The 19799-nt window shown below is 52.9% G+C and carries 17 protein-coding genes and 1 pseudogene; 7 read left to right on the forward strand and 11 right to left on the reverse strand.

Annotation, left to right across the window (positions count from 1 at the left end; all coding sequences use genetic code 11):
• Positions 1-98 precede the first annotated feature (98 nt).
• Together NQU17_11280 and NQU17_11285 are read right to left on the reverse strand one after the other, a co-directional pair.
• Positions 99-1193, reverse strand: a complete 1095-nt coding sequence (locus NQU17_11280; GenBank protein ID UUM11227.1) for a G5 domain-containing protein — start codon at positions 1191-1193, stop codon at positions 99-101.
• 221 nt (positions 1194-1414) lie between these two features.
• A complete protein-coding gene (locus NQU17_11285; protein ID UUM11228.1) occupies positions 1415-2185 on the reverse strand; it encodes a TatD family hydrolase in 771 nt (256 codons plus the stop codon).
• A gap of 286 nt (positions 2186-2471) precedes the next feature.
• On the opposite strand from NQU17_11285, the gene NQU17_11290 reads away from it, so the two are divergent.
• Positions 2472-3155, forward strand: a complete 684-nt coding sequence (locus NQU17_11290) for a Crp/Fnr family transcriptional regulator (GenBank protein UUM11229.1) — start codon at positions 2472-2474, stop codon at positions 3153-3155.
• A 255-nt stretch (positions 3156-3410) separates the two neighbouring features.
• Positions 3411-4286: a carbohydrate kinase family protein gene (locus NQU17_11295; protein UUM11230.1), complete on the forward strand. Its 876-nt coding sequence runs from the start codon at positions 3411-3413 to the stop codon at positions 4284-4286.
• A gap of 168 nt (positions 4287-4454) precedes the next feature.
• Here NQU17_11295 and NQU17_11300 read toward each other — a convergent pair whose 3' ends face one another.
• The 4 genes and pseudogenes from NQU17_11300 to NQU17_11315 all read right to left on the reverse strand — a co-directional run bounded on the left by NQU17_11300 (position 4455) and on the right by NQU17_11315 (position 10010).
• The gene (locus NQU17_11300) at positions 4455-5420 is read right to left on the reverse strand and encodes a hypothetical protein (protein ID UUM11231.1); all 966 of its coding nucleotides are present in this window, start codon (positions 5418-5420) and stop codon (positions 4455-4457) included.
• A 438-nt stretch (positions 5421-5858) separates the two neighbouring features.
• Positions 5859-6353 carry a GNAT family N-acetyltransferase gene (locus NQU17_11305; GenBank protein ID UUM11232.1) on the reverse strand — a complete coding sequence of 165 codons (495 nt, stop codon included), beginning with the start codon at positions 6351-6353 and terminating at the stop codon, positions 5859-5861.
• Between the two features lie 62 nt (positions 6354-6415).
• Positions 6416-8374 (reverse strand): annotated as a pseudogene (metG, locus tag NQU17_11310) (methionine--tRNA ligase).
• A 394-nt stretch (positions 8375-8768) separates the two neighbouring features.
• Positions 8769-10010, reverse strand: coding sequence for an aminopeptidase P N-terminal domain-containing protein (locus tag NQU17_11315; GenBank protein UUM11233.1), 1242 nt, complete (start codon positions 10008-10010; stop codon positions 8769-8771).
• 204 nt (positions 10011-10214) lie between these two features.
• Here NQU17_11315 and NQU17_11320 point away from each other — a divergent pair, with 204 nt between their 5' ends.
• Entirely contained in the window at positions 10215-10940 is a 726-nt protein-coding gene (locus NQU17_11320; protein UUM11234.1) for a DUF937 domain-containing protein, read from the forward strand.
• 318 nt (positions 10941-11258) lie between these two features.
• Here NQU17_11320 and NQU17_11325 read toward each other — a convergent pair whose 3' ends face one another.
• The 4 genes from NQU17_11325 to NQU17_11340 all read right to left on the reverse strand — a co-directional run bounded on the left by NQU17_11325 (position 11259) and on the right by NQU17_11340 (position 14322).
• Entirely contained in the window at positions 11259-11696 is a 438-nt protein-coding gene (locus tag NQU17_11325) for an ACT domain-containing protein (GenBank protein UUM11235.1), read from the reverse strand.
• 4 nt (positions 11697-11700) lie between these two features.
• The gene (locus NQU17_11330; protein UUM11236.1) at positions 11701-12660 is read right to left on the reverse strand and encodes an L-threonine 3-dehydrogenase; all 960 of its coding nucleotides are present in this window, start codon (positions 12658-12660) and stop codon (positions 11701-11703) included.
• Between the two features lie 24 nt (positions 12661-12684).
• Positions 12685-13878, reverse strand: coding sequence for a glycine C-acetyltransferase (locus NQU17_11335; protein UUM13507.1), 1194 nt, complete (start codon positions 13876-13878; stop codon positions 12685-12687).
• A 135-nt stretch (positions 13879-14013) separates the two neighbouring features.
• The gene (locus tag NQU17_11340; GenBank protein ID UUM11237.1) at positions 14014-14322 is read right to left on the reverse strand and encodes a hypothetical protein; all 309 of its coding nucleotides are present in this window, start codon (positions 14320-14322) and stop codon (positions 14014-14016) included.
• Between the two features lie 226 nt (positions 14323-14548).
• On the opposite strand from NQU17_11340, the gene NQU17_11345 reads away from it, so the two are divergent.
• Positions 14549-14743, forward strand: coding sequence for a hypothetical protein (locus NQU17_11345; protein UUM11238.1), 195 nt, complete (start codon positions 14549-14551; stop codon positions 14741-14743).
• Positions 14740-16437 (forward strand): M3 family oligoendopeptidase, encoded by a 1698-nt coding sequence (locus NQU17_11350; GenBank protein ID UUM11239.1) that lies wholly within the window; start codon positions 14740-14742, stop codon positions 16435-16437. The genes NQU17_11345 and NQU17_11350 overlap by 4 nt, the downstream gene beginning before the upstream one ends.
• Before the next feature lie 155 nt (positions 16438-16592).
• Here the strand turns inward: NQU17_11350 and NQU17_11355 are convergent, their stop codons facing one another.
• On the reverse strand, positions 16593-17327 hold the full coding sequence (locus NQU17_11355; protein ID UUM11240.1) for a hypothetical protein: 735 nt from the start codon (positions 17325-17327) through the stop codon (positions 16593-16595).
• Positions 17328-17488: 161 nt separating this feature from the next.
• Here NQU17_11355 and NQU17_11360 point away from each other — a divergent pair, with 161 nt between their 5' ends.
• Positions 17489-17728, forward strand: a complete 240-nt coding sequence (locus tag NQU17_11360) for a metal-binding protein (protein UUM11241.1) — start codon at positions 17489-17491, stop codon at positions 17726-17728.
• 433 nt (positions 17729-18161) lie between these two features.
• Positions 18162-19790: a helix-turn-helix domain-containing protein gene (locus tag NQU17_11365; GenBank protein ID UUM11242.1), complete on the forward strand. Its 1629-nt coding sequence runs from the start codon at positions 18162-18164 to the stop codon at positions 19788-19790.
• Positions 19791-19799 lie beyond the last annotated feature (9 nt).

The following is a 19799-nucleotide window of genomic DNA, read 5'->3' on the forward strand; positions in this document are numbered from 1 at the left end:
CAATTTCAATTCTGACAGGCAGCCTCTCCCTCCTGACCGGGTCAGACGAAAAATAACCGGGCAGCGGCGGTGAGCCGTGCCCGGATAGCTGATCTTTCCTATTTGACGTAGCCTTTGATTTTCTTCAAGCCCATGTTGTTTACTCTGGCCAGGTAGGTGCTGTTTGATTCTCCGCTTCTTCTGGGGATGAACACATCCAGGCGGGTGGAGCTGTAGAAGTTGCTGCCGCCGCGATCCTTGACGGTAAAGGTGCCCCAGCCGGAGAGATAGATTTTCTTTCCCAGCGAGTAGTAGTTGGAAGCTACCATGCCGTAGCGCAGGCTTTCACCGGTCGCTGTAATGGTATATCCGCCATTCTCGGAAGGCAGATTGGTGTAGAAGGACAGCGTGAAGGTCTTCCAGTTCTTGTCGGAATCAGAATCGGTATCGGTAGTGCTGACCTTTTTCGCCACCGGTTTTTTAACTTCCGGCGCTTTCCTGACTTTGACGACCGGCTTCTTTTCCACTGCGACGGTTTTTTTGACCACCACCGGTTCCTTGGTTCCCACCAGGATGGTCTCGGCAACGGGCAGGCTTTCCACATAATCTGAGAGAATTTCTTCGCCTGTCAGCTGGCCATCCACATATACCATGCGGCGGGTAGAAATCCGTTGTCCCATCTGGCCGGAACGCTCAACCTTTTCTTCGCCTTTGGGAAGATCCGCGGTCTGTACTCTGGTCTGGCCGTAGGCCACCGGAATGACTTTGGTCTGTTCCATGATTCGAACTCGCGACAGGATGAGTTTCATGCCCTCGGTGACCGGGGCAGTGAGTTCAGAACTGAGGCGGTCATGCTCGCCTCGGCTGAGGTTCATTTCCTTCAGCAGGGCTGCCACGTTGTCTGCCTGTGTGACTCTCTCATACAGAAGACCGTCGGCCATGACGCTGACGTTTCTCGCTTTTTCTATCATAATATGGTCGGTCTGGTGCAGCTGATCCGTCAGGGCGACATTCAGTTCGTCCTGCGGTCCTACTTTTACGCCGATTTCTTCCAGCAGTTCTCCGACCCGATCCTTTGAAGTGAAATAAGTACGGGATGTTCCATTGACATCGACCTGAACCCGATTCACCTGATTGTAGGGAACCTGAGTTGAGGTGATCATCAAGCCGGCGGACAGCGCCAGGCTGGTGGTGATCTTTAGGATATGTATCAAGGGGATTTACCTCCATAGTGAACAGTTTTTTCTGTTTCTGTCTCTATTTTTGCGTGCCGTTTTTCGACGGCTACAAGAATTCATTATAGGGAACACGCCTTGATCCGTCAAAAAAACAGGAAAAACCATTGGTGTACCTGGGTTTCTCCTGTTTTCCGACTCTATTTATGAATAAATTGTTAACTAAAAATTGAGGCTTCTTTACAACTTTCTTTATTTAATCAGGTTGTCATTCCGAAAAACCGCAGGGCGTTGTCATGCAGGATTCGGGCCGTTTCATCCACAGCCAGCCCTTTGATTGCGGCAATGGCCTCGATGACATAGGGGATATAGTCGCTGCGGTTACGCTTGCCGCGGTATGGGACCGGGGTCAGGTACGGCGCGTCCGTTTCGGTCAGCAGGTACTCCAGGGGCGTTTCGCGGATGACTTCCGGCAGCTTTTTGGCATTCTTGAAGGTGGCCACCCCGCCGATTCCCAGGAAGATGCCTTGGCGGACAGCAAGCTCTGCGATCTCGGGCGAACCGGAAAAGCTGTGCAGCACAAACTTCAGGTCCCGGTGCTGTTCCAGAAGATCCATGATGTCCCCATAGGCATCGCGAACATGCAGTATGACTGGCTTTGCGGCTTCCCGAGCCAGTTCGAACTGACGAACCAGGATCTCCTTTTGCCACTCCCGGGAAGGATTGTCTTCCCAGTAATAGTCCAGTCCGATTTCCCCGACTGCCACCACCCGATCATGCCGAAGCAGCTCCCGGAGTCTTTGCTCCACTTCATCCGTGTAGTCGCGCCCGTCTGAGGGATGAATGCCCAGGGCCGCATAGACAAACGGATACTCCTGCGCCAGATGTAAAGTCCGCTCCACCGATGCCCAGGAAGAGGCGCAGTTAACCACATGGGTCACGCCCTGGCGGTGAATTTCCGAGAGTACCACCGGACGATCTTCCTCATAGGCTTCATCATCATAATGGGCGTGTGTATCAAAAATTTTCATAAGTTGTCTCCTTTACAGTGATGAACGAATTGTAAACAATTCGACCACTTTGTTCATTTATTGTTCATAATATCAGATCCGTTGCTGATATATGGCCATTTCTGTCAGTTTTAAAGTTTTCTTCACACCTGTTAATTTTGTTTTTCCAGTTATGCCAATGCAAATTCCATCCCAATCGCCATGCGGTCTCCGCTCATTCCGCCCCGAAAAGGTTCTTACATTATTCTTACAACAAAATGAATCGGTTCTGCTATGATAGGAATAACCAGACAGGAGGACTTACAAATTGATCACCGACTACTTGGACGTAATCATCTCTCTGCCGCTGTTCCAGACCTTTACCAGGGATGCCCTGCGCAGCTGGCTGAATCTATACAATTATAGCATAGCAGAATTCCCCCCCGGCTCGACCATCTTCAATGAGGGGGAAGAGTGCCGCTCCATCTTCGTCATCCTATCGGGAACAGTCCTGATCCAGAAGATTGATTCCTCGGGGCGCTACTTCAATGTCGGGGAAGCGGCCGTCGGAGAAATCATGGGCTCCAATGTCATGTTTTCGGATCATACATTTTACCCGCTTTCCACCACCGCCATTACCAATGTGAAGCTTCTGTCCCTGCCCAGGGAGCTTGTCATCAAGCTTTGTCAGGTCAATGTCCATTTTCTGGAGTCCCTGCTCCGGATTTCTTCCGGCAAAGCCTTTCTGCTGACCAAGCGGCTGAATGAAGTCACGGTTCAGACCCTGAAGCAGAACATTGCCCGGTTCCTGCTGAAAGAAGCAGACGCCCAGGACACTGCGCTGATCACCCTGCCCTTCACCAAGAAGGAGTGGGCCGACCTGCTGGGTGTCCAGCGGCCGTCCCTGCAGCGCGAGCTCAAGCGCCTGGAAGAACTGGAATGCATCATTGTCCGCCGCGATCAGATCCAGCTCCTGGATGAGGACCTCCTGCAGCGGCTGGCTGATGAATAGCCCGCTCCGATCATCATCGCTGGAATCAGTCCTGAACATCTCATCCCAGACCCGGATAATACGAAGTCAGACTTGAATAAAACTTGAATAAAACTTGAATAAAACTTAAATCAGACCAGAATCAGACATCACAACCACCTGGCAGCCATTCCGCATTCAGCGCCCGGTCAGCAGGACCGGTCAATCCCTGGAAATGAACCAGATCCGAACTTGAGAAACGCTCTGATCGAAATCAACCGTACGAGGGGGGGTATCATGGCAGACATTTTGGTTATGGGAGGCGCCTCCTATGACACGATTATCCAGCTTCCAAAAAATCCCGTCACCAAAGGGACATATTACGCAAAGGACGCCTATGACCGCTGCGGCTCCACCGGCATTGCCAAGGCAGTCGCCCTGCAGAAACTGGGGGCCAGTGTAACCTTGCACACCCTGCTGGGCGAAGACCTGGAAGGACAGGCCATCACAAAGCACCTGCGGCAATGCGGCATCCATCTGGTGACAGACCCGGACCCGTCCGGGACTGAGCTTCACTTCAATCTGCTGGATGAAGAGGGGGAGCGGATCACGATCCTGCTGCCCCGGGGCAGGGACCACCGCCGGATCAACGAAGTCCGTCTGCGCCGGCTGATTGCCGACGCCCAGCTGGTTGTCCTGAATATTCTGGAATATAACCAGCCCCTGATTCCTCTGCTGGAGGGCAAGGAGGTCTGGACCGACCTGCAGGATTATGTGGAGCAGGATCCCTACTATACGCCGTTCATTGAGGCATCGCAGGTCATTTTTCTATCCTCCGACCGACTGACCGATTACCGCGCCACCATGCGCCGGCTCGGTCAGGGGGGAAAGCTCATCGTGGCCACCCACGGCAAGGAAGGCTCCACCGCATTCTGGAATCACCGCTTCTATGAGCAGAGCGCCCATGATTTTCATCTGGTGGATTCCGAAGGCGCCGGTGACAACTACTTTGCCGGATTCCTGGTGGAGTATCTCAAGAAGCAAAATCTGGAACGTTCCCTCATGATGGCCTCCGTCGCCGGCGGCCTCTCCATCGAAACGAAGGAGCTGGTTCCGTCCGACCTGACCTACGATATGCTGGTCAGCACCATGATCCGGAAGGGCATCCGCTGACGACGTCAGCTGACGGCATCCGCGTTCTGACATCAAAATTGCATCCGAACCCCTGAAAAACGGAAGAAGGCCGCGCGGCCTTCTTCCGTTTTTCATTGTTATTGTGCCGCAGACCTGAGCCGCAGACCGGGATCGATTTTCCCGAGTCTGGCTTTGCTGGGCTTTCGCTTATCGGACCCGGCCATACCGGGAACCCTTGTAGATGGCAGTTGCTGACTCAGCCAGTGTGACAATCAGAATGACCGCCGTGATTCCGGCAATCAGGCGCTGGAAAGAAAACGGCACGTAGCGCTCGAAATTCAGCAGCAGCTCCGGATGATAGAGGCTCATCCGGGTGATGGTGAAGACAATGATCAGAGCAGACACGATATTCAGCGCCGAGGTGACCAGTGCCAGCGGCAGAGTCCACCGTCCTTTTACCAGCTTCATCAGTTCGATCAGGATGTTCAGGGCAAAGACCGCCAGCAGCATGTTCTTGAAGGGAGCCAGTCCCTGATCGCTCAATAGCGGTGTGAACCCGGTGGCCGGTTTCAAGCTTTGGTAGACGCCCAGTTTTTCTGCCGAAACATAGAGCAATGGAACAAAGACGGCCGTCAGGATTAAGGCAACAATGGGTTCGGACTTGGGAATCAACGCTTTTTTCTCTGGCAGATCCGGCAGTTTTGCCGGGTCAAAGACCGACTTATTCTCCGCCTCGTTCAGAGAAACCTCGTTGTATTCCAGCAGGGCGAAAATACCGGTCACCCAGGCAGCGCCCTGCAGCACTGCTGAGAACACCGCGCTCAGGTAGTCCGCGACCATGAGCCCCATGGTCTGCGGGGCAAAGATCAGGCGAATCATGGTGGCAATGGAAATTCCCAGGAAAATAGCACCGGACACAATTTTCAGCACCATCAGGTATTTGTCAAAGTACGCCGGCCCGATGAGGAAGCGCTGGCGGCCACGGTAGTGGTCGGCCTGACCGGCTGGATCACCAAGCTCGCGCAGAACCAGATCAATCCGGGCTTCTTCGGACAGAGCCGGATCCAGCTCGGTCATTTTCTTTTGAATCAGTTCCCGCAAGTCCCGTTCGGTTTCTCCTCGCAGTTTGTCCGGAAGGCGCTTCAGGACTTCATGGATGTACCGGTCAATCATGTGGATTCCCCCTCAACACATTACAGTGTAAATTCCAGGCGATGAACTGTGAAGCCTCACCCCCGGGGTCAGACGCTTCGCCTGCTCTCAATTCATTCATACTCCCGGGCACGAAACTTGTCAATGGACAGTTTCTGTCGCTTCCCGGATTGATCGAAGAAGCGGACTTCCTCACCGGGATCTGAAAGATGGCACTGCCGAGGCACTGTCAAAGCACTGCCGAAGAACTGCCAAAGCACTATTCCATCATATTGTGCCCGGATCCAGAATCTGGGAAAAGGCCAAAAAGCGCCCGTCCCCGGTCTGATTCGGCGAATCGGACCGGGGACGGGTGATCTGAGGGGCATGGAACGCCTGTTTCTGCGCTCCCTGGCAGTCAGTGTGTCGTATTGCCGTCAGGCTGTCGCATTGTTGACAGACTGTCATATAACTCCCGGATTATATCCCACCCTTTGGGTTCACCTTGTGGTAGGCCCGACGGTGATCTCCGTCGGGGAGTGTGACTCGTCCGACATAGGTAAAGCCTTCCCGTTCCAGGAGCCGGCGCATGATGGCATTGGCTTCGTGGGTATCGATGCGCAGGCTGTCGGTCTGGGTCATGGCCCAGGCGATGACTTCCCGCAGTACACCTTTGGCGCCGTAGGCTCCGATGCGGTGAATCACCCGATAGGGCTCCTCGTTGAGCCAGGTCCCCTCCAGAGTGGCATAGGCTTCCTCGGGTCCTTCGGTGAAGGCAAATCCGCCGACCAGCTGATCCCCCTCCAGCACTTTATAGAGCTGTCCCCGGGCGATATCTTCCAGCAGCAGCTCCGGGGCAGGATGCCCCTCCCTCCACTGCGTCGGATTTCCGCTCTCGCGCATGAGACGCCGGGCATGATCATAGATCACTGCCAGTTGGGGCAGATCCCGGATTTCCGCTTTTAAGATCTTCATACGGCACCTCCTCGTGCTCTGTCTGCCGCTGCAGGGGGTCTCATCCCCCTGCCCGGTCGGCATCAGCGAACGGTACTGCCGGATGGAAGGTCGCCCACCGGGCTGACCAGGTAAAGTGCGGTGTCCTCCTCATCAGCGGCCGACAGGATCATGCCCTGGGAATCCTGTCCCATGAGCTTGGCTGGCTTTAAGTTGGCTACGACGATGACCGTCTTGCCCACGAGCTCTTCGGGTTCATAGAACTGAGCGATGCCCGAGAGGATCTGTCGCTCCTCGCTCCCCAGCTGAACCTTGAGCTTGAGCAGCTTCTTTGATTTCTTGACCTTTTCGCAGGCCAGGACTTTGGCCAGGCGCAAGTCGATCTTCTCAAAGTCTTCATAGCTGATCTCCGGCTTAAGCGGCGCCATGGCCGGCAGGACTTCGGTCTGGGGCAGGCTCTGCAGTCTCAGGGCTTCCAATTCCTCCAGCTTCTTCTCCACATCGATGCGGGGGAAAATTACTTGTCCTTTTGCCACGCTGTCCCCGGCCTGGATTCCGCCGAAGGAGTCCAGGGACCCAAATCCGGTGACTGAACTGTTGATCTGGCTCAGCACCTTGCCTGAGGTTTCCGGCAGGAAGGGCTCCAGCGCCACGGCAATGAAGCGCAGGGATTCCAGCAGGTTGTATAGAACCGTGCCCAGCCGTCCCTTCTGCGATTCCTCGCGGGCCAGAACCCAGGGCATGGTCTCATCAATGTACTTGTTGGCGCGGCCGATCAGTGCCCAGATCTGAGACAGGGCTTCCGGAATCCGCAGATCGTCCATGGCTTCCTCCAGCTTCGCCGGCAAAGCCAGGGCTGTTTCAATCAGGTTCGCGTCAAACTCTCCCGGCGTGTCGGGAACGGGCACTACGGATCCGAAATACTTCTCCACCATGGATACGGTCCGGGACAGCAGGTTGCCCAGGTCATTGGCCAGATCCGAGTTGATCTTGCGGATGAAGGATTCATTGGTGAAATTTCCGTCCGAGCCGAACGGGATCTCGCTGAGCAGGTAATACCGGATCGGATCTACTCCGAAGTGCTCCGCCAGAACCACCGGGTCCACAATATTGCCCTTAGACTTGCTCATCTTGTCATTGTTGAACATGAGCCAGCCGTGGCCGTAGACTTTTTCAGGCAGCGGCACATCCAGGGCCATGAGCATGATGGGCCAGTAGATCGTATGGAAGCGGATAATATCCTTGCCGACCAGGTGCAGATCGGCCGGCCAGAACTTCTCCACGTCGTGATATTCGTCATTGAGATAGCCCAGGGCGGTCAGGTAGTTCGACAGCGCGTCGATCCAGACGTAGATAACGTGCTTTTCATCAAAGGGAACCTTGATGCCCCAGTCAAAGCTGGTGCGCGATACGGCCAGATCCTGCAGTCCGGGCTTGAGGAAGTTATTGAGCATTTCATTCTTGCGCGATTCCGGCTGGATGAAATCCGGATGATCCTCAATGTACTGGATCAGGCGGTCAGCGTACTTGCTCATCCGGAAGAAGTAGGACTCTTCCTTGGCCCGCTCCAGCGCGCGGCCGCAGTCCGGACAGGTATGGTTTTCCCCGACCTGGGTCTCGGTCCAGAACGCTTCATCCGGCGTGCAGTACCAGCCTTCGTACTCGGACTTGTAGATGTCGCCCTGATCGTAGAGCTTCTGGAAGATGGCCTGAACCGACTTGACGTGATAGTCATCGGTGGTCCGGATGAACCGGTCATAGGAAATGTTCATGGTTTCCCAGAGGGCCTTGATGCCGTCGACAATCTGGTCGACATACTTGATCGGTGTGACGCCCTTTTCTTCCGCGATGCGCTGGATCTTCTGCCCGTGTTCGTCCGTTCCGGTCAGGAACAGAACCTCATGGCCGGTCAGGCGCTTGTACCGGGCCAGGGCGTCCGCGGCCACCGTGGTGTAAGTGTTGCCGATGTGCAGGTTGGCTGACGGGTAGTAAATGGGGGTTGTAATGTAGTAGGGTTTCTTGCTCATCTTGATGGTCTCCTTGTCAGACCGGAATGATCCGGCTTATTGCGGTTTGCTGGATGGAAAAAACGAAAAATCTCCGGGACAAAAAGTCCCGGAGACGCGAATACGTGATACCACTCCGTTTCACGGCCCTCTCGCGAGCAGCCGCCTCTGGGGGTCGATCGATCAACCCCTCGGACCGTTAACGCAGTCCCTGCGTGCTCCCTACTGACTGGTTTCAGGAGTCAGCACTCCGGGGCCATGTTCATCCTGCGTCCGCCGGCAGCTTTCACCATGATCTGCCTCGCTGTTATACTGACCTTCAGAATTACTCTTCCCTTCTTCGTGCATAGTTTATCATAGCAAAAGAATGGAATGGATTCAAGGGCTGCGGGTCGGACCGGAACGTTCCGTACCAGCCGAGTCTGTTTCCTTAGCGGGCCAGAATGCGTTCGATCTCCTCGACGTCGCGGGGAATGTCGAAGGACAGATTCTCCATGCCGGTTTCCGTGACCAGGACATCATCCTCGATCCGGATGCCAATGCCCTCTTCCGGAATGTAGAGACCGGGTTCAACGGTAAGCACCATGCCGGGGGCCAGATCCTGATCGCGGGATCCCACGTCATGGGTATCCAGGCCGAGATAGTGGCTGACGCCGTGGAAGTAATACTTGGAGACGCCGGAAGCATCCTCGATCAGACCGATGCGGACCAGCTCTTCGGCATAGGTCTCCCGCACGATCTCATTCAGGCGCTTAAAGGGCACACCGGGCTTGATGGCGGCAAACACGCGCTCCATGGCCAGCCGGACAATCTGATAGAGTTCTTTCTGACGGTCGGAGAACTTGCCGTTGATGGGGAACGTCCGGGAAATATCGGCACTGTAGGAGTTCCACTGGGCTCCCAGGTCCAGCAGCAGCAGATCGCCGTTCTGGATGGGCTGATCATTGTTGACGTAATGGAGCACGGCGGCGTTTTTTCCGCCGGCACAGATGGTCTTGAAGGCGAAATCCTTCACTCCATTCTTCTTCAGGATGTAGTCAAACTCCGCTTCCATCTCATATTCGTAGGCACCGGGGCGACGGTTCTTCCAGAGGTTCAGGATGCCATCGCGGGTGATTTCGATGCCGCGGCGGATCTGAGCAACTTCCTCAGGGCTCTTGAACACACGCAGTGCCGCGATCTGGGGATAGATGTTGCCGATGCTGACATGGGGATAGGACTCCTTCAGCTTACGGGCATATTGTCCGCCGGCGGAGTAATCCGCCTCAAAGGAATCCTTCTCCAGATCAAAGAACAGGGTCCGGATCGAACCGGACTGGATTTTCTGATGCAGGAAGCCGTTGAACTCATCGATAAATCGAATCTCCCGGATGCCGGAAACCTCCGATGCTTTCTCCGGGGCGATGGTTTCCCCGTTCCACTTGGCCTTCAGCTCGTCATAGCGCTGAATGAACAGCGTTTCTTTCGTTTCGGCTTCGGTTTTCTCCAGGAACAGGATGACCTGTTCCTCGGCGATGCCGGTAAGGTACAGGAAATTGCGATTGGGGGCATAGGGGAACTTCTCATCCGCGGTTTTCTTCAGCGCCTGGCCGCTGAACAGCGCCACTGCCGAACCGGTTTCAATCCGTTCCGCTAATTTTCTGCGATTTTCTACATACAAGTCTTTGGTCATACAGCACTCTCCTCTATATTTCTATCATTATTCTATCACCGTTCCCCGGCCAGTGGTCAATTAATAACAAGCTCTGAACATTTTATAAAAGGTTTTCAGAAAAAGCCCAAAGCCCATCCCGCTCCTGTACACTGAAAATAATCGGAGGATCTTCATGAATAGATAGGATCCCATCACAATAGACAACATATTGGAGGATAATTTATGGAACTGTTTGAAATGTTATTAAAAGGATTCGGCCAGGGACAGCAGTCCCAGCAGCAGCCCCAGCAGGAATACTACGATCAGCAGGAAGCACTGAGACAGCAGCAGCAGTATCAGAACCTGCAGCGTGATATGCAGAACCAGTATCAGGGCGGTTATCAGGCCCCCAGCCAGGACCAGTTCTTCAGCGGCGACCTGGGAGAAATTGCCGGCAAGCTCGGAGTTTCCCCGGACAAAGTCCAGCAGATCATTAAAATGGCACTCCCCCTGATCATGGGTCAGCTCGGCCAGAATGTTGAGAGCGATGACGGCGCCCGCTCGCTGTCCGACGCCCTCCAGAATCATGCCAACCGGCAGTACCGTTCGACTCAGGATATCGATGAACAGGACGGCAAAGGCATTCTTGGCCACATCTTTGGCGACAACGCCACCGACCGCGTGTCCGAACGCATCGGACAGGAAGCCGGTGTTGACAAGAACAACACCATGAAGATCCTGACCATGCTTGCCCCTCTGGCTCTGGCCTTCCTGGCGCGCAAGAAGCAGAACGAACATCTGGATGAGCGCGGCGTCAAGGATCTGACCAGACGCTACTCGGATGAAATCAACGACCGTACCGGAGGAAGCCTCTATGACGCACTGCGACAGCTGCCCGAGGAAGAACCCCAGCAGCAGGCTCCGGGCGGACTGCTCGGCAGCATTCTCGGCGGTCTGTTCGGCAACTAGCCCATAAAGGGACATCCGTGCTCCCAGAAGCTTACCCGCTCTGAATATACAATACAAGATCCCTTCTTTACCAGGCGGATTCCGCCTGGTTTTTTTATGGTGCCTGCCAAAATGGCTGAACAGCCTCCCCATATGACGCCAGACTGACCCGTCCGCTGTTCCAGTCGCTACTTGCGCTCAGGCCGGAACTCAAAATGCGGCATCCTCCGTCTGGGTGTCAAAACACCCGGATCCTCCTGGCAGGAAGATCCGGGTGTTTTATTTAACTGCTGCCTTTGGGGCGTTCGGACAGTTCCGGTGATTCTCGAATTCGACAGCCTACTCCATGGCGGAGATATCTGCCTCCAGGACATACTCCTCCAGGAGAAGCTTGTCGATCAGGTCCTTAATGTCGATGGACATGTCGGAGATGTCGACCGTCATGGTAACCATGGCCGCATCATTGATCGGAACGCCCTGGTTGATCGTGAGGATGTTGGCCTGATTGCCCGCCATCAGGTCGAGGACTTTGGACAGAGCTCCCGGCTTGTGATCCAGCAGGATCGAGATGGAGGCCTTTCGACCCCGGCTCATCTCGGAGAGCAGGAAGACATTATCCTTGTATTTGTAAAAAACGCTGCGCGAGATGCCTGCCTTTTTCACCCCTTCGGTGATGTCCTTCACCTTGCGGGTCGCCAGCAGAGTCTTGACTTCGATGATCTTACCGAAGATCTCCGGCAGTACGGTTCCGTTGACGATGAAAAACTGATCTTTCATCCCATCAGTCCTTGATGTTCAGTTTGATTCTCAATTTCTCCAGCATGTCGGTGGTCATCTTCGCCAGATCGTAGTCGGCCTTGAAGCCCCATTCTTCCCGGGCACTGGTGACATCGATGGAATCCGGCCAGGAATCGGCAATGGCCTGGCGGACCGGATCCACATTGTAGTGCATGGTGAAGTCCGGAATGTGCTTTTTGATCTCGGCTGCCACATGTTCCGGCGCAAAGCTCATGGCGGAGATGTTGAACGCGTTGCGGTGGATGAGTCTGGCCGGATCCGCTTCCATGAGCTGGATGATGGCATTGAGGGCGTCAGGCATGTACATCATGTCCATGTAGGTGCCTTCCTGAATGAAGCTGGTATAAGAATGATTTTTCAGGGCTTCATAATAGATGTCAACCGCGTAGTCGGTGGTTCCGCCGCCGGGCAGCGCGACATTGGAAATGAGGCCGGGGAAGCGGACACCGCGGGTGTCGACGCCATACTTTTTAAAGTAGTAGTCACACAGCAGCTCGCCGGATACCTTGGTAACTCCGTACATTGTCGCCGGACGCTGCAGGGTGTCCTGCGGCGTGTTCACCTTGGGGGTGCTGGGTCCGAAGGCGCCGATGGAGGACGGGGTGAAGAAATGGAGGTTCTTCTCCCGGGCCAGTTCCAGCGCGTTGACCAGACCGCCCATGTTGATGGTCCACGCCAGCTGGGGCTTGGCTTCAGCAACTGCCGACAGCAGAGCCGCCAGGTGGATCAGGGTGTCCGGATTGTGCTTCTGCACGATCTCGGCCATCATTTTGGGGTCCGTCACATCGAGAATCTCGAAGGGTCCGCCGGTGCAGGCGATATTGCTTTCATCCCGCCGGATATCCGTGGCGATGACTTCGTCGGTTCCGTATACTTCTCTTAATTTTCCTACCAGTTCAGATCCGATCTGTCCGAGGGATCCGGTCACTAAAATTTTCTTCATATAGTCTGCTCGTTTTTCAGGATTCTACTTCAGAATCCCTAATTCCTTTCCAACTTTTTCGTAGATTGCCAGGGCTTCATCCAACATTTCCTTCGTGTGAGCGGCGGTGGGCATATTGCGCACCCGTCCGGTTCCCAGCGGTACCGTGGGGAATACGATGGATTTGCAGTATACGCCTTCTTCAAAGAGCTTTCTGGAGAATTCCTGAGTCAGCTTCTCATCGCCGATGATGCAGGGCGTAATCGGTGTTTCGGATTTCCCGATGTTGTAGCCAAGCTTTTTGAGTCCGGCCTTCAGATAGCGGCCATTTTCCCAAAGTCTGTCATGATACTCTTCCGATTCCATCAGCATGGTAATGGCTTCCTTGGCTGCGGCAGCGGCTCCGGGAGTCAGCGAGGTGGAGAACAGGAACGGTCTGGCCCGGACTTTCAGCCAGTCAATGAGATCGCGGGTTCCCGCCACATATCCGCCGACCACTCCAATGGCCTTGCTCAGAGTTCCGATTTGGAAATCGATCTCCTTTGACAGGCCGAAATGGTGCACAGTGCCGGCGCCTTTGCCCATGACACCTGATCCGTGAGCATCGTCCACGTAGGTAATGAGGTCAAATTCCTTGGCGATCTCGACGATTTCCGGCAGCTTGGCCACATCTCCGTCCATGGAGAAGACACCGTCGGTAATGAACATGATCTTCTTGTAGAGGCCTGACTCTTTGGCAGCTTTGGCCTGAGCTCTCAGATCTTCCATATCCGAGTGCTTGACGCGGATGATCTTGGCTCTGGACAGGCGGCAGCCGTCAATGATGGACGCATGGTTGAGCTCATCGGACAGGATGGCATCATCTTTGTCCATTACAGCGGAAATAGCGCCCATGTTGCAGTTGAATCCGGACTGGAAGGCGATGGCAGCTTCCGTATGCTTGAATTCCGCCAGCTTTTCTTCCAGTTCCCGGTGAATGGCCATGGTACCGTTGATGGTCCGAACCGCTCCTGCACCCACACCGTATTTGGCGGTGGCATCGTTGGCAGCCTGGATCAGCCGCTCGTGAGTGGCAAAACCAAGATAGTTATTCGAAGAAAGATTGACCAGGCGCTTGCCTTCGATGGTAATCTCCGGTCCGTTTGCGCCATCAAGGATATTGATGACATTGTAGAGTCCCTTGGATTTCAGGTCATCCAGGTTCTCTTTTAAGAACAGATCCAATGCTTTGCTCAAAATTGATCCCTCCTGTGTACTTCATAGAATTACAAAAATGTGTTTCTGTACATAAATCAGTTTCATTATACACCATGTAAGCGTTTAACTCCACAGTCATTTACGGTTTACCAAAAAAATAAAGAAAGACTCTTTTTCCTATTCAGAGTCTTCGTCAGAACCTTTTTTTTTCACTTTTTCGGCATTCATATAGCCTTCCTGATACTCTTTTCGCCGTTTCATGAAGTAGATGAGAAAAGTCACTGTACTCAGCAGCAGAAAAATGAGCAGTGACAGCCGGTTTTTTGAATCCCCCAGACCACTTCCGGAAGGGGCGAACAGGACCAGAACGGACAGGATGACGCCGAACATGGACATCATGGGCAAAACCAGCCCGCCAATGGGATAGCGGGCGAGCGCCAGCTGGAGCAGACTCACCCCGGCGACAATCAGTACGATGTAGATCACGCTGAATTCCTCCTTTCACAATGTGACATATCCTCTCCTTTGACTATACGTTGGTTCTTTCCAGCTGTAAATGGGCAGTCGTTCAGCTGATTCGCCCCTGCCGGACGACTGCCCTGTTAATGCAGCGATCTAGATTTTTTGATCGAACCATGGATTGTAGGACAATTATTGATTATAATTGTATCATGCATATCTAACATAAGTTCGTCAATCGTGGAACGATCCTATGGCTCACTTCTGCATTATTTGCTGCCTGTGTTTTGATGAAGCTTCTGATGATGAAGCTTCTGATGATGAGGCTTCTGATGATGAGGCTTCTGATCATGAACTGCCAGGAAATAAAAATCTGTTCAAACAATTCGCATTCAAGAGTGACATGCCACCAGATGATATCAGTATTAACAGGAGGAAGATCAAATGACATTCAGTGAAATGAACTACCAGCGTCCTGATTTTGACCAGACCTATTCCGACATGAAGGAATACCTGGTCAAAATGGAGCAGGCCGCAGCCGAAGCGGATTTCTTCAAAGCCTTTGAAGACCTGGACACATTGTCCAATCACTTTGACACCATGGCCACTCTGTGTTTTGTCCGTTATTCCATTAATACCGGAGACGACTTCTACAAGTCGGAGCAGGACACCATGGACGAGCAGCTGCCGCGCTTCCAGGAAATCCCCAGCGAAGCAGCCCGGATCTGCCTGGAGTCTAAGTTCCGGCCGGCTTTTGAAGAAAAATACGGAAAGCATCTTCTGGAGAAGTTTGAGGTTAAGCGCAAGATTTTCACGCCGGAAATCGTCGACGATCTGGTGGAAGAGAACAAGCTGGTTTCCGAATACCAGAAGCTCACCGCTTCCGCAAAGATACACTTCGAAGGCGAGGAGCGCAATCTGTCGGGACTGACGCCCTTCATGGAATCCATGGACCGCGGCATGAGAAAACGGGCCAATGACGCTTCCTGGAACTGGTTTGCCGAAAATTCGGGAAAACTCGACCAGATCTATGACGCGCTGGTAAAGGTCCGGACCCGGATCGGCCAGAAACTCGGCTATGACAACTTCATTCCCGTAGCCTACGCCCGGATGGGACGCACCGACTGGACTCAGTCCGATGCCCGGATTTACCGCGATCAGATCGCTGAATCCGTCGTGCCCCTGACCCAGAAGCTTTACCGCCAGCAGGCCCAGCGCATTGGCATCGACCAGATGAAGAATTACGACCTCAATCTGAAGTTCCTTACCGGCAACCCGACCCCCAAAGGCGATGAACCCTTTTTGCTCGAAGCTGCAGCCCACATGTATGAGGAGCTCTCGCCCCACACCCATGAGTTCTTCACCCTGATGCGAAGCCGGGAACTGATGGATCTGACCACCAAGGCCGGCAAGGCCAACGGCGGCTATATGACCTTCTTCCCGGAATTCAAGGTTCCCTTCATTTTCTCCAATTTCAACGGTACCTCCGGGGATGTTGATGTCCTGACCCACGAAGCCGGTCACGCCTTCCAGGGCTGGCTCGTCCGGGATGCCAGACCGCGCACGCTGAATGACATCACCTCCGAGGTGGCAGAAATCCACTCCATGAGCATGGAATTCTTCACCCATCCCTGGATGGAGAAATTCTTCGGGGAAGACACGGAGAAGTACTTCTATGCCCATGTGGCTCATACGCTGAACTTCCTTCCCTACGGCGCGTCCATCGATGAACTGCAGGAATGGGTCTACGAAAATCCCGATGCCACTGCCCAGGAGCGCAAGGCCAAATACCGCGAGATCGAGAAGAAGTACCTCCCCCACCTGGACTATGACGGTCATGAGTTCCTCGAACAGGGCGGACGCTGGCAGAAACAGCTCCATGTCTACCTCTATCCCTTCTACTACCTGGATTACACCTTGGCTCAGGTCTGTGCTCATCAGTACTTCAACTGGAGCCGCAAGGACCCCAAAGCCGCCTGGGCATCCTATCTGGAGCTGTGCAGCCAGTCCGGCCGCAAGCCCTTCACCAAACTCGTGCCTGATGCCGGTCTGAAGAACCCCTTCGCGGCCGGAACCATTGCCAGCATCACCCCGATGCTGGAAGAATACCTGGATCATCTGGATTATTCCAGGATCCAGTAACGGGATCGGGGAATACAACCCAGCGGTTCCGGTACTCCCGTAATCCACACATCGTCGGCAAACCAATCGCTTCAGACAGTCGATTTTTCGTGCCATCAGCAACAAGGTCCGAACAGCAGATTCTGCCGTTCGGACCTTATAATGGCTGACGGTATTTAATAGTGTCCCATTTCCCGGTTGCGCCGGACCAGGGATTCCAGTTCCTCTGTCTCGATGCCGGCATGAAGGATATCATGGCAATTGGCGCAGACCGGAATCAGGTCTTTCTCGACATCGGGATGGAAGCCTTCTTCCCGGGAAAACCGACGCAGATGAATCTGGGTCCGCCCCTTCCCGGCATCGCCGTAGATCGGGATATAGTCAAATCCGCACAGAGCACAGCGGGTCCCATGATACTTCATGGTCTCGATCCGCCACATGAAATTCTCCTCAATCGCCCGGAACTGATCCCGCGGGGTCAGAACCCGCTCGTCCAGCTCCAGGGTATTTTCAATAATCTCCCGGACAAAAATCAGGCAGATAGCGTAGTTAATGTCATCCAGCTTTTCAAAGCGCAACAGCGGCACGCTGGGGCTGTCGGTCCCTTCAAAAAAGTAGCCGGCCACCAGATCAGAAAACACACTCTTGAATTTTCTGCCCCAACGCAGTTTTCCCCTGCCCTTATCATAGGAATCCAGATAGATGGCGCAGGGGTAGGCAACACCAAGATAATGCAGGTAGATCTCCCGGCGTTCATGCTTTTCCATGTTGATCAGCGGGAAGTAATCCTTCACTTCATTGGTGATCCGTATTTCATTGTATTTCAGTGCGGACAGATCGGTGGACTTGACGGCCACCCGTTCATTGAGAACTTCCCAGGAGGTGTTCTCGTTGCGTATGAATTCAGACATATTCGAAGCCCACCTTTTACTATGAATTCATTATAGCAAAAACCCGTTGACTTTTGCCCTTATCCATCGCTTGAAATATTCATTCTATTTTTCTTGCAAATAACATACGTCAGTGTTAGGATAAGCAAAGAAACGACAACAGCCCCTTGGGAGGTACCACTTTGAACGTAAGAGAACTCATGAAATACATCGAAAGCGAATTCATCATCATAAACAATACCCCCTGCAACATCTGCGGCGGACAGTACATCACGGAATCCTCCGGCTTTAATATTGAGGACGGCATGCCTTCCAATGTGACCACCTGCATTTGCTCCACCTGCGGCAGCAAGCGGGAATTCTATTTCCGGGCGCCCATCGGCGGCCTCAATCCACTGTCTGACCGGAACGAGCTGAACTGATCACAAACCAGCCGCCAAGAGTCGGACCCGGCGGAATAATCCTCCGGAAGCATTCAGAGAAATTACTATAAAGAAAATCAAAATGCAATAAATTGATCAAAACGGAGCAGTCCCCTATGGAGCTGCTCCGTTTTATGTTTTTTTGCAGGAATTTATGCCTGATGAACCATTCGGATTTATCCCCATCACAGATGATCACTTGGAATAAAGCCATCTGAGAGACTGCTTCAGGCTTCATTCTCTTATCAGTCTTTTTTTAGGACAAAATAACTAAACTTCCAGGCAAGATATTTTATGTACCCTGACTTTTCGCAGTGATAGGATGATGTTGATGAGAAAACGGTTTTATGGGAAAAATATCCAGATATGCTGGACGGTGTTAAACTGGTGGCATGAACAATGTGGCCAATCATTCTGGCCGAAAGGATCTCCGATGAATCTGGTATTGATCAATGTCAGCAGTAATCTCAGCGAACAAATTATCAAACAGTTCCCCCAATGCAACGTTAAGTTCATAACGTCCCCGGAGCAGATCCCCGATCTGATGTCCTGGTGGCTGAGCGAGCCCGCAGTAACGGTTCTCTACGAGAATAACGGTGATTATCGGGCGATCCTGGAAAGAATCCGGGAATGTCAGCTTCCCGCGCAGTATCTGGCGGCGCTGACCAGAAAATCCATTTCCGAGATTCAGAATCTCATTAATGAGGGTCAGGTGAACCAGCTCTTCCAAATGGCCGACCAGAAGGATGACCTTTTGAGAACTCTGGATGAATTAATTCGGAAGGAAACCCATGAGAAAAGGGAGATGCCTCCTCCAGAAGATCCCACCGAGACCTCCATAGAGGAAACAATGGTGACATCCTTTTTCATCTACGATCTCATTTATGGAGATCTTGACAAAGCGAACCGAATGAAGACCCTTCGGAAAAAATTTGGTTTGATGGCTTATCCAAATTGTGCCATGACCATCATGGTGGATAATTTCTGGGAGCTCTGTCAGGATCTGGATAATAAATCCCGCTACGGGATCAAAATGGTGTACCTGGACTTACTCAAGGATTTCATCGAAACTGCCGCGGTGGACTGCATTGCCTGCTCCCTGATTGGAACAGATAAACTCATCGCCCTGGTCAACGTACCTGGTAGGGATCCGGAACAAGCCAGGGGAATGGTTGTTCAGCTTGCCCAGGACCTCAAGAAATTCATCAACCGCAAGGCTGGCAATACGGTGAGTATCGGAGTCGGCAGTGTCTATCCGGACTGGCAGCTCATCTGGAAATCTTATGAGGAAGCCTTCCGAGCGCTGGAGTATTCTTTTTACGTTGGCAGTGACAGCGTAATTCAGTTCGAGGAGACCCGAAACTTTACAACTCTGGAACACGATGAGGAGACGCTCCCCAGCTTCAAATACAATTTTTTCAAGAACATCAACAACTGGTCCGAGTCGGAAATCATAGCCTATTATGAGACAACTCTGGAGCATCTGGTCAGCAAAAGCTTCAGCAGCGAGACCATCAAGTCCATCGTGATCAAATATAATTTTGAAATCCTCGATTATCTGGAGCAGATGGAGCTGGCCGAACGAGACCTCAATGATTATGTGATCAAGGTCTCCTCCCAAATCCTCCGAGCATCCACGATGGAGAATATCAAGGCGACCAGCAATGAGTTCATCTCCATAGTCGCGGCGGCCATCGTCAGCCGGCGAAGTGGTAACGCGGTTTCTTCAGCGATCGATTCAGCCCGGGCTTTCATTGTTAAATACTATTATCGGGATCTCAGTCTTGAGGTCATGTCCCAAGTAAGCAATCTCAGCACAGCTTACTTCAGTCGGAAATTCAAAGAGCAGACGGGCCAGAATTTTTCCGAATTCCTGGAGAGGGCTCGCCTTGAAAGAGCAACGGAACTGCTGCTCACCAGCGACCTGAGTCTCAATGAAATCGCTGATCAGGTAGGTTTCAATGATTATTCGTACTTCAGCAGTCGATTCAAGAAAAATTATGGCATCGGGCCATTAATTTATAAACAACAAAAAAAAGGAGACGATCGAAAAGGTGTCTGAGCAGAATCT

It is taken from the genome of Clostridiaceae bacterium HFYG-1003 (assembly GCA_024579835.1).
Taxonomy (GTDB): domain Bacteria; phylum Bacillota; class Clostridia; order Clostridiales; family Clostridiaceae; genus JG1575.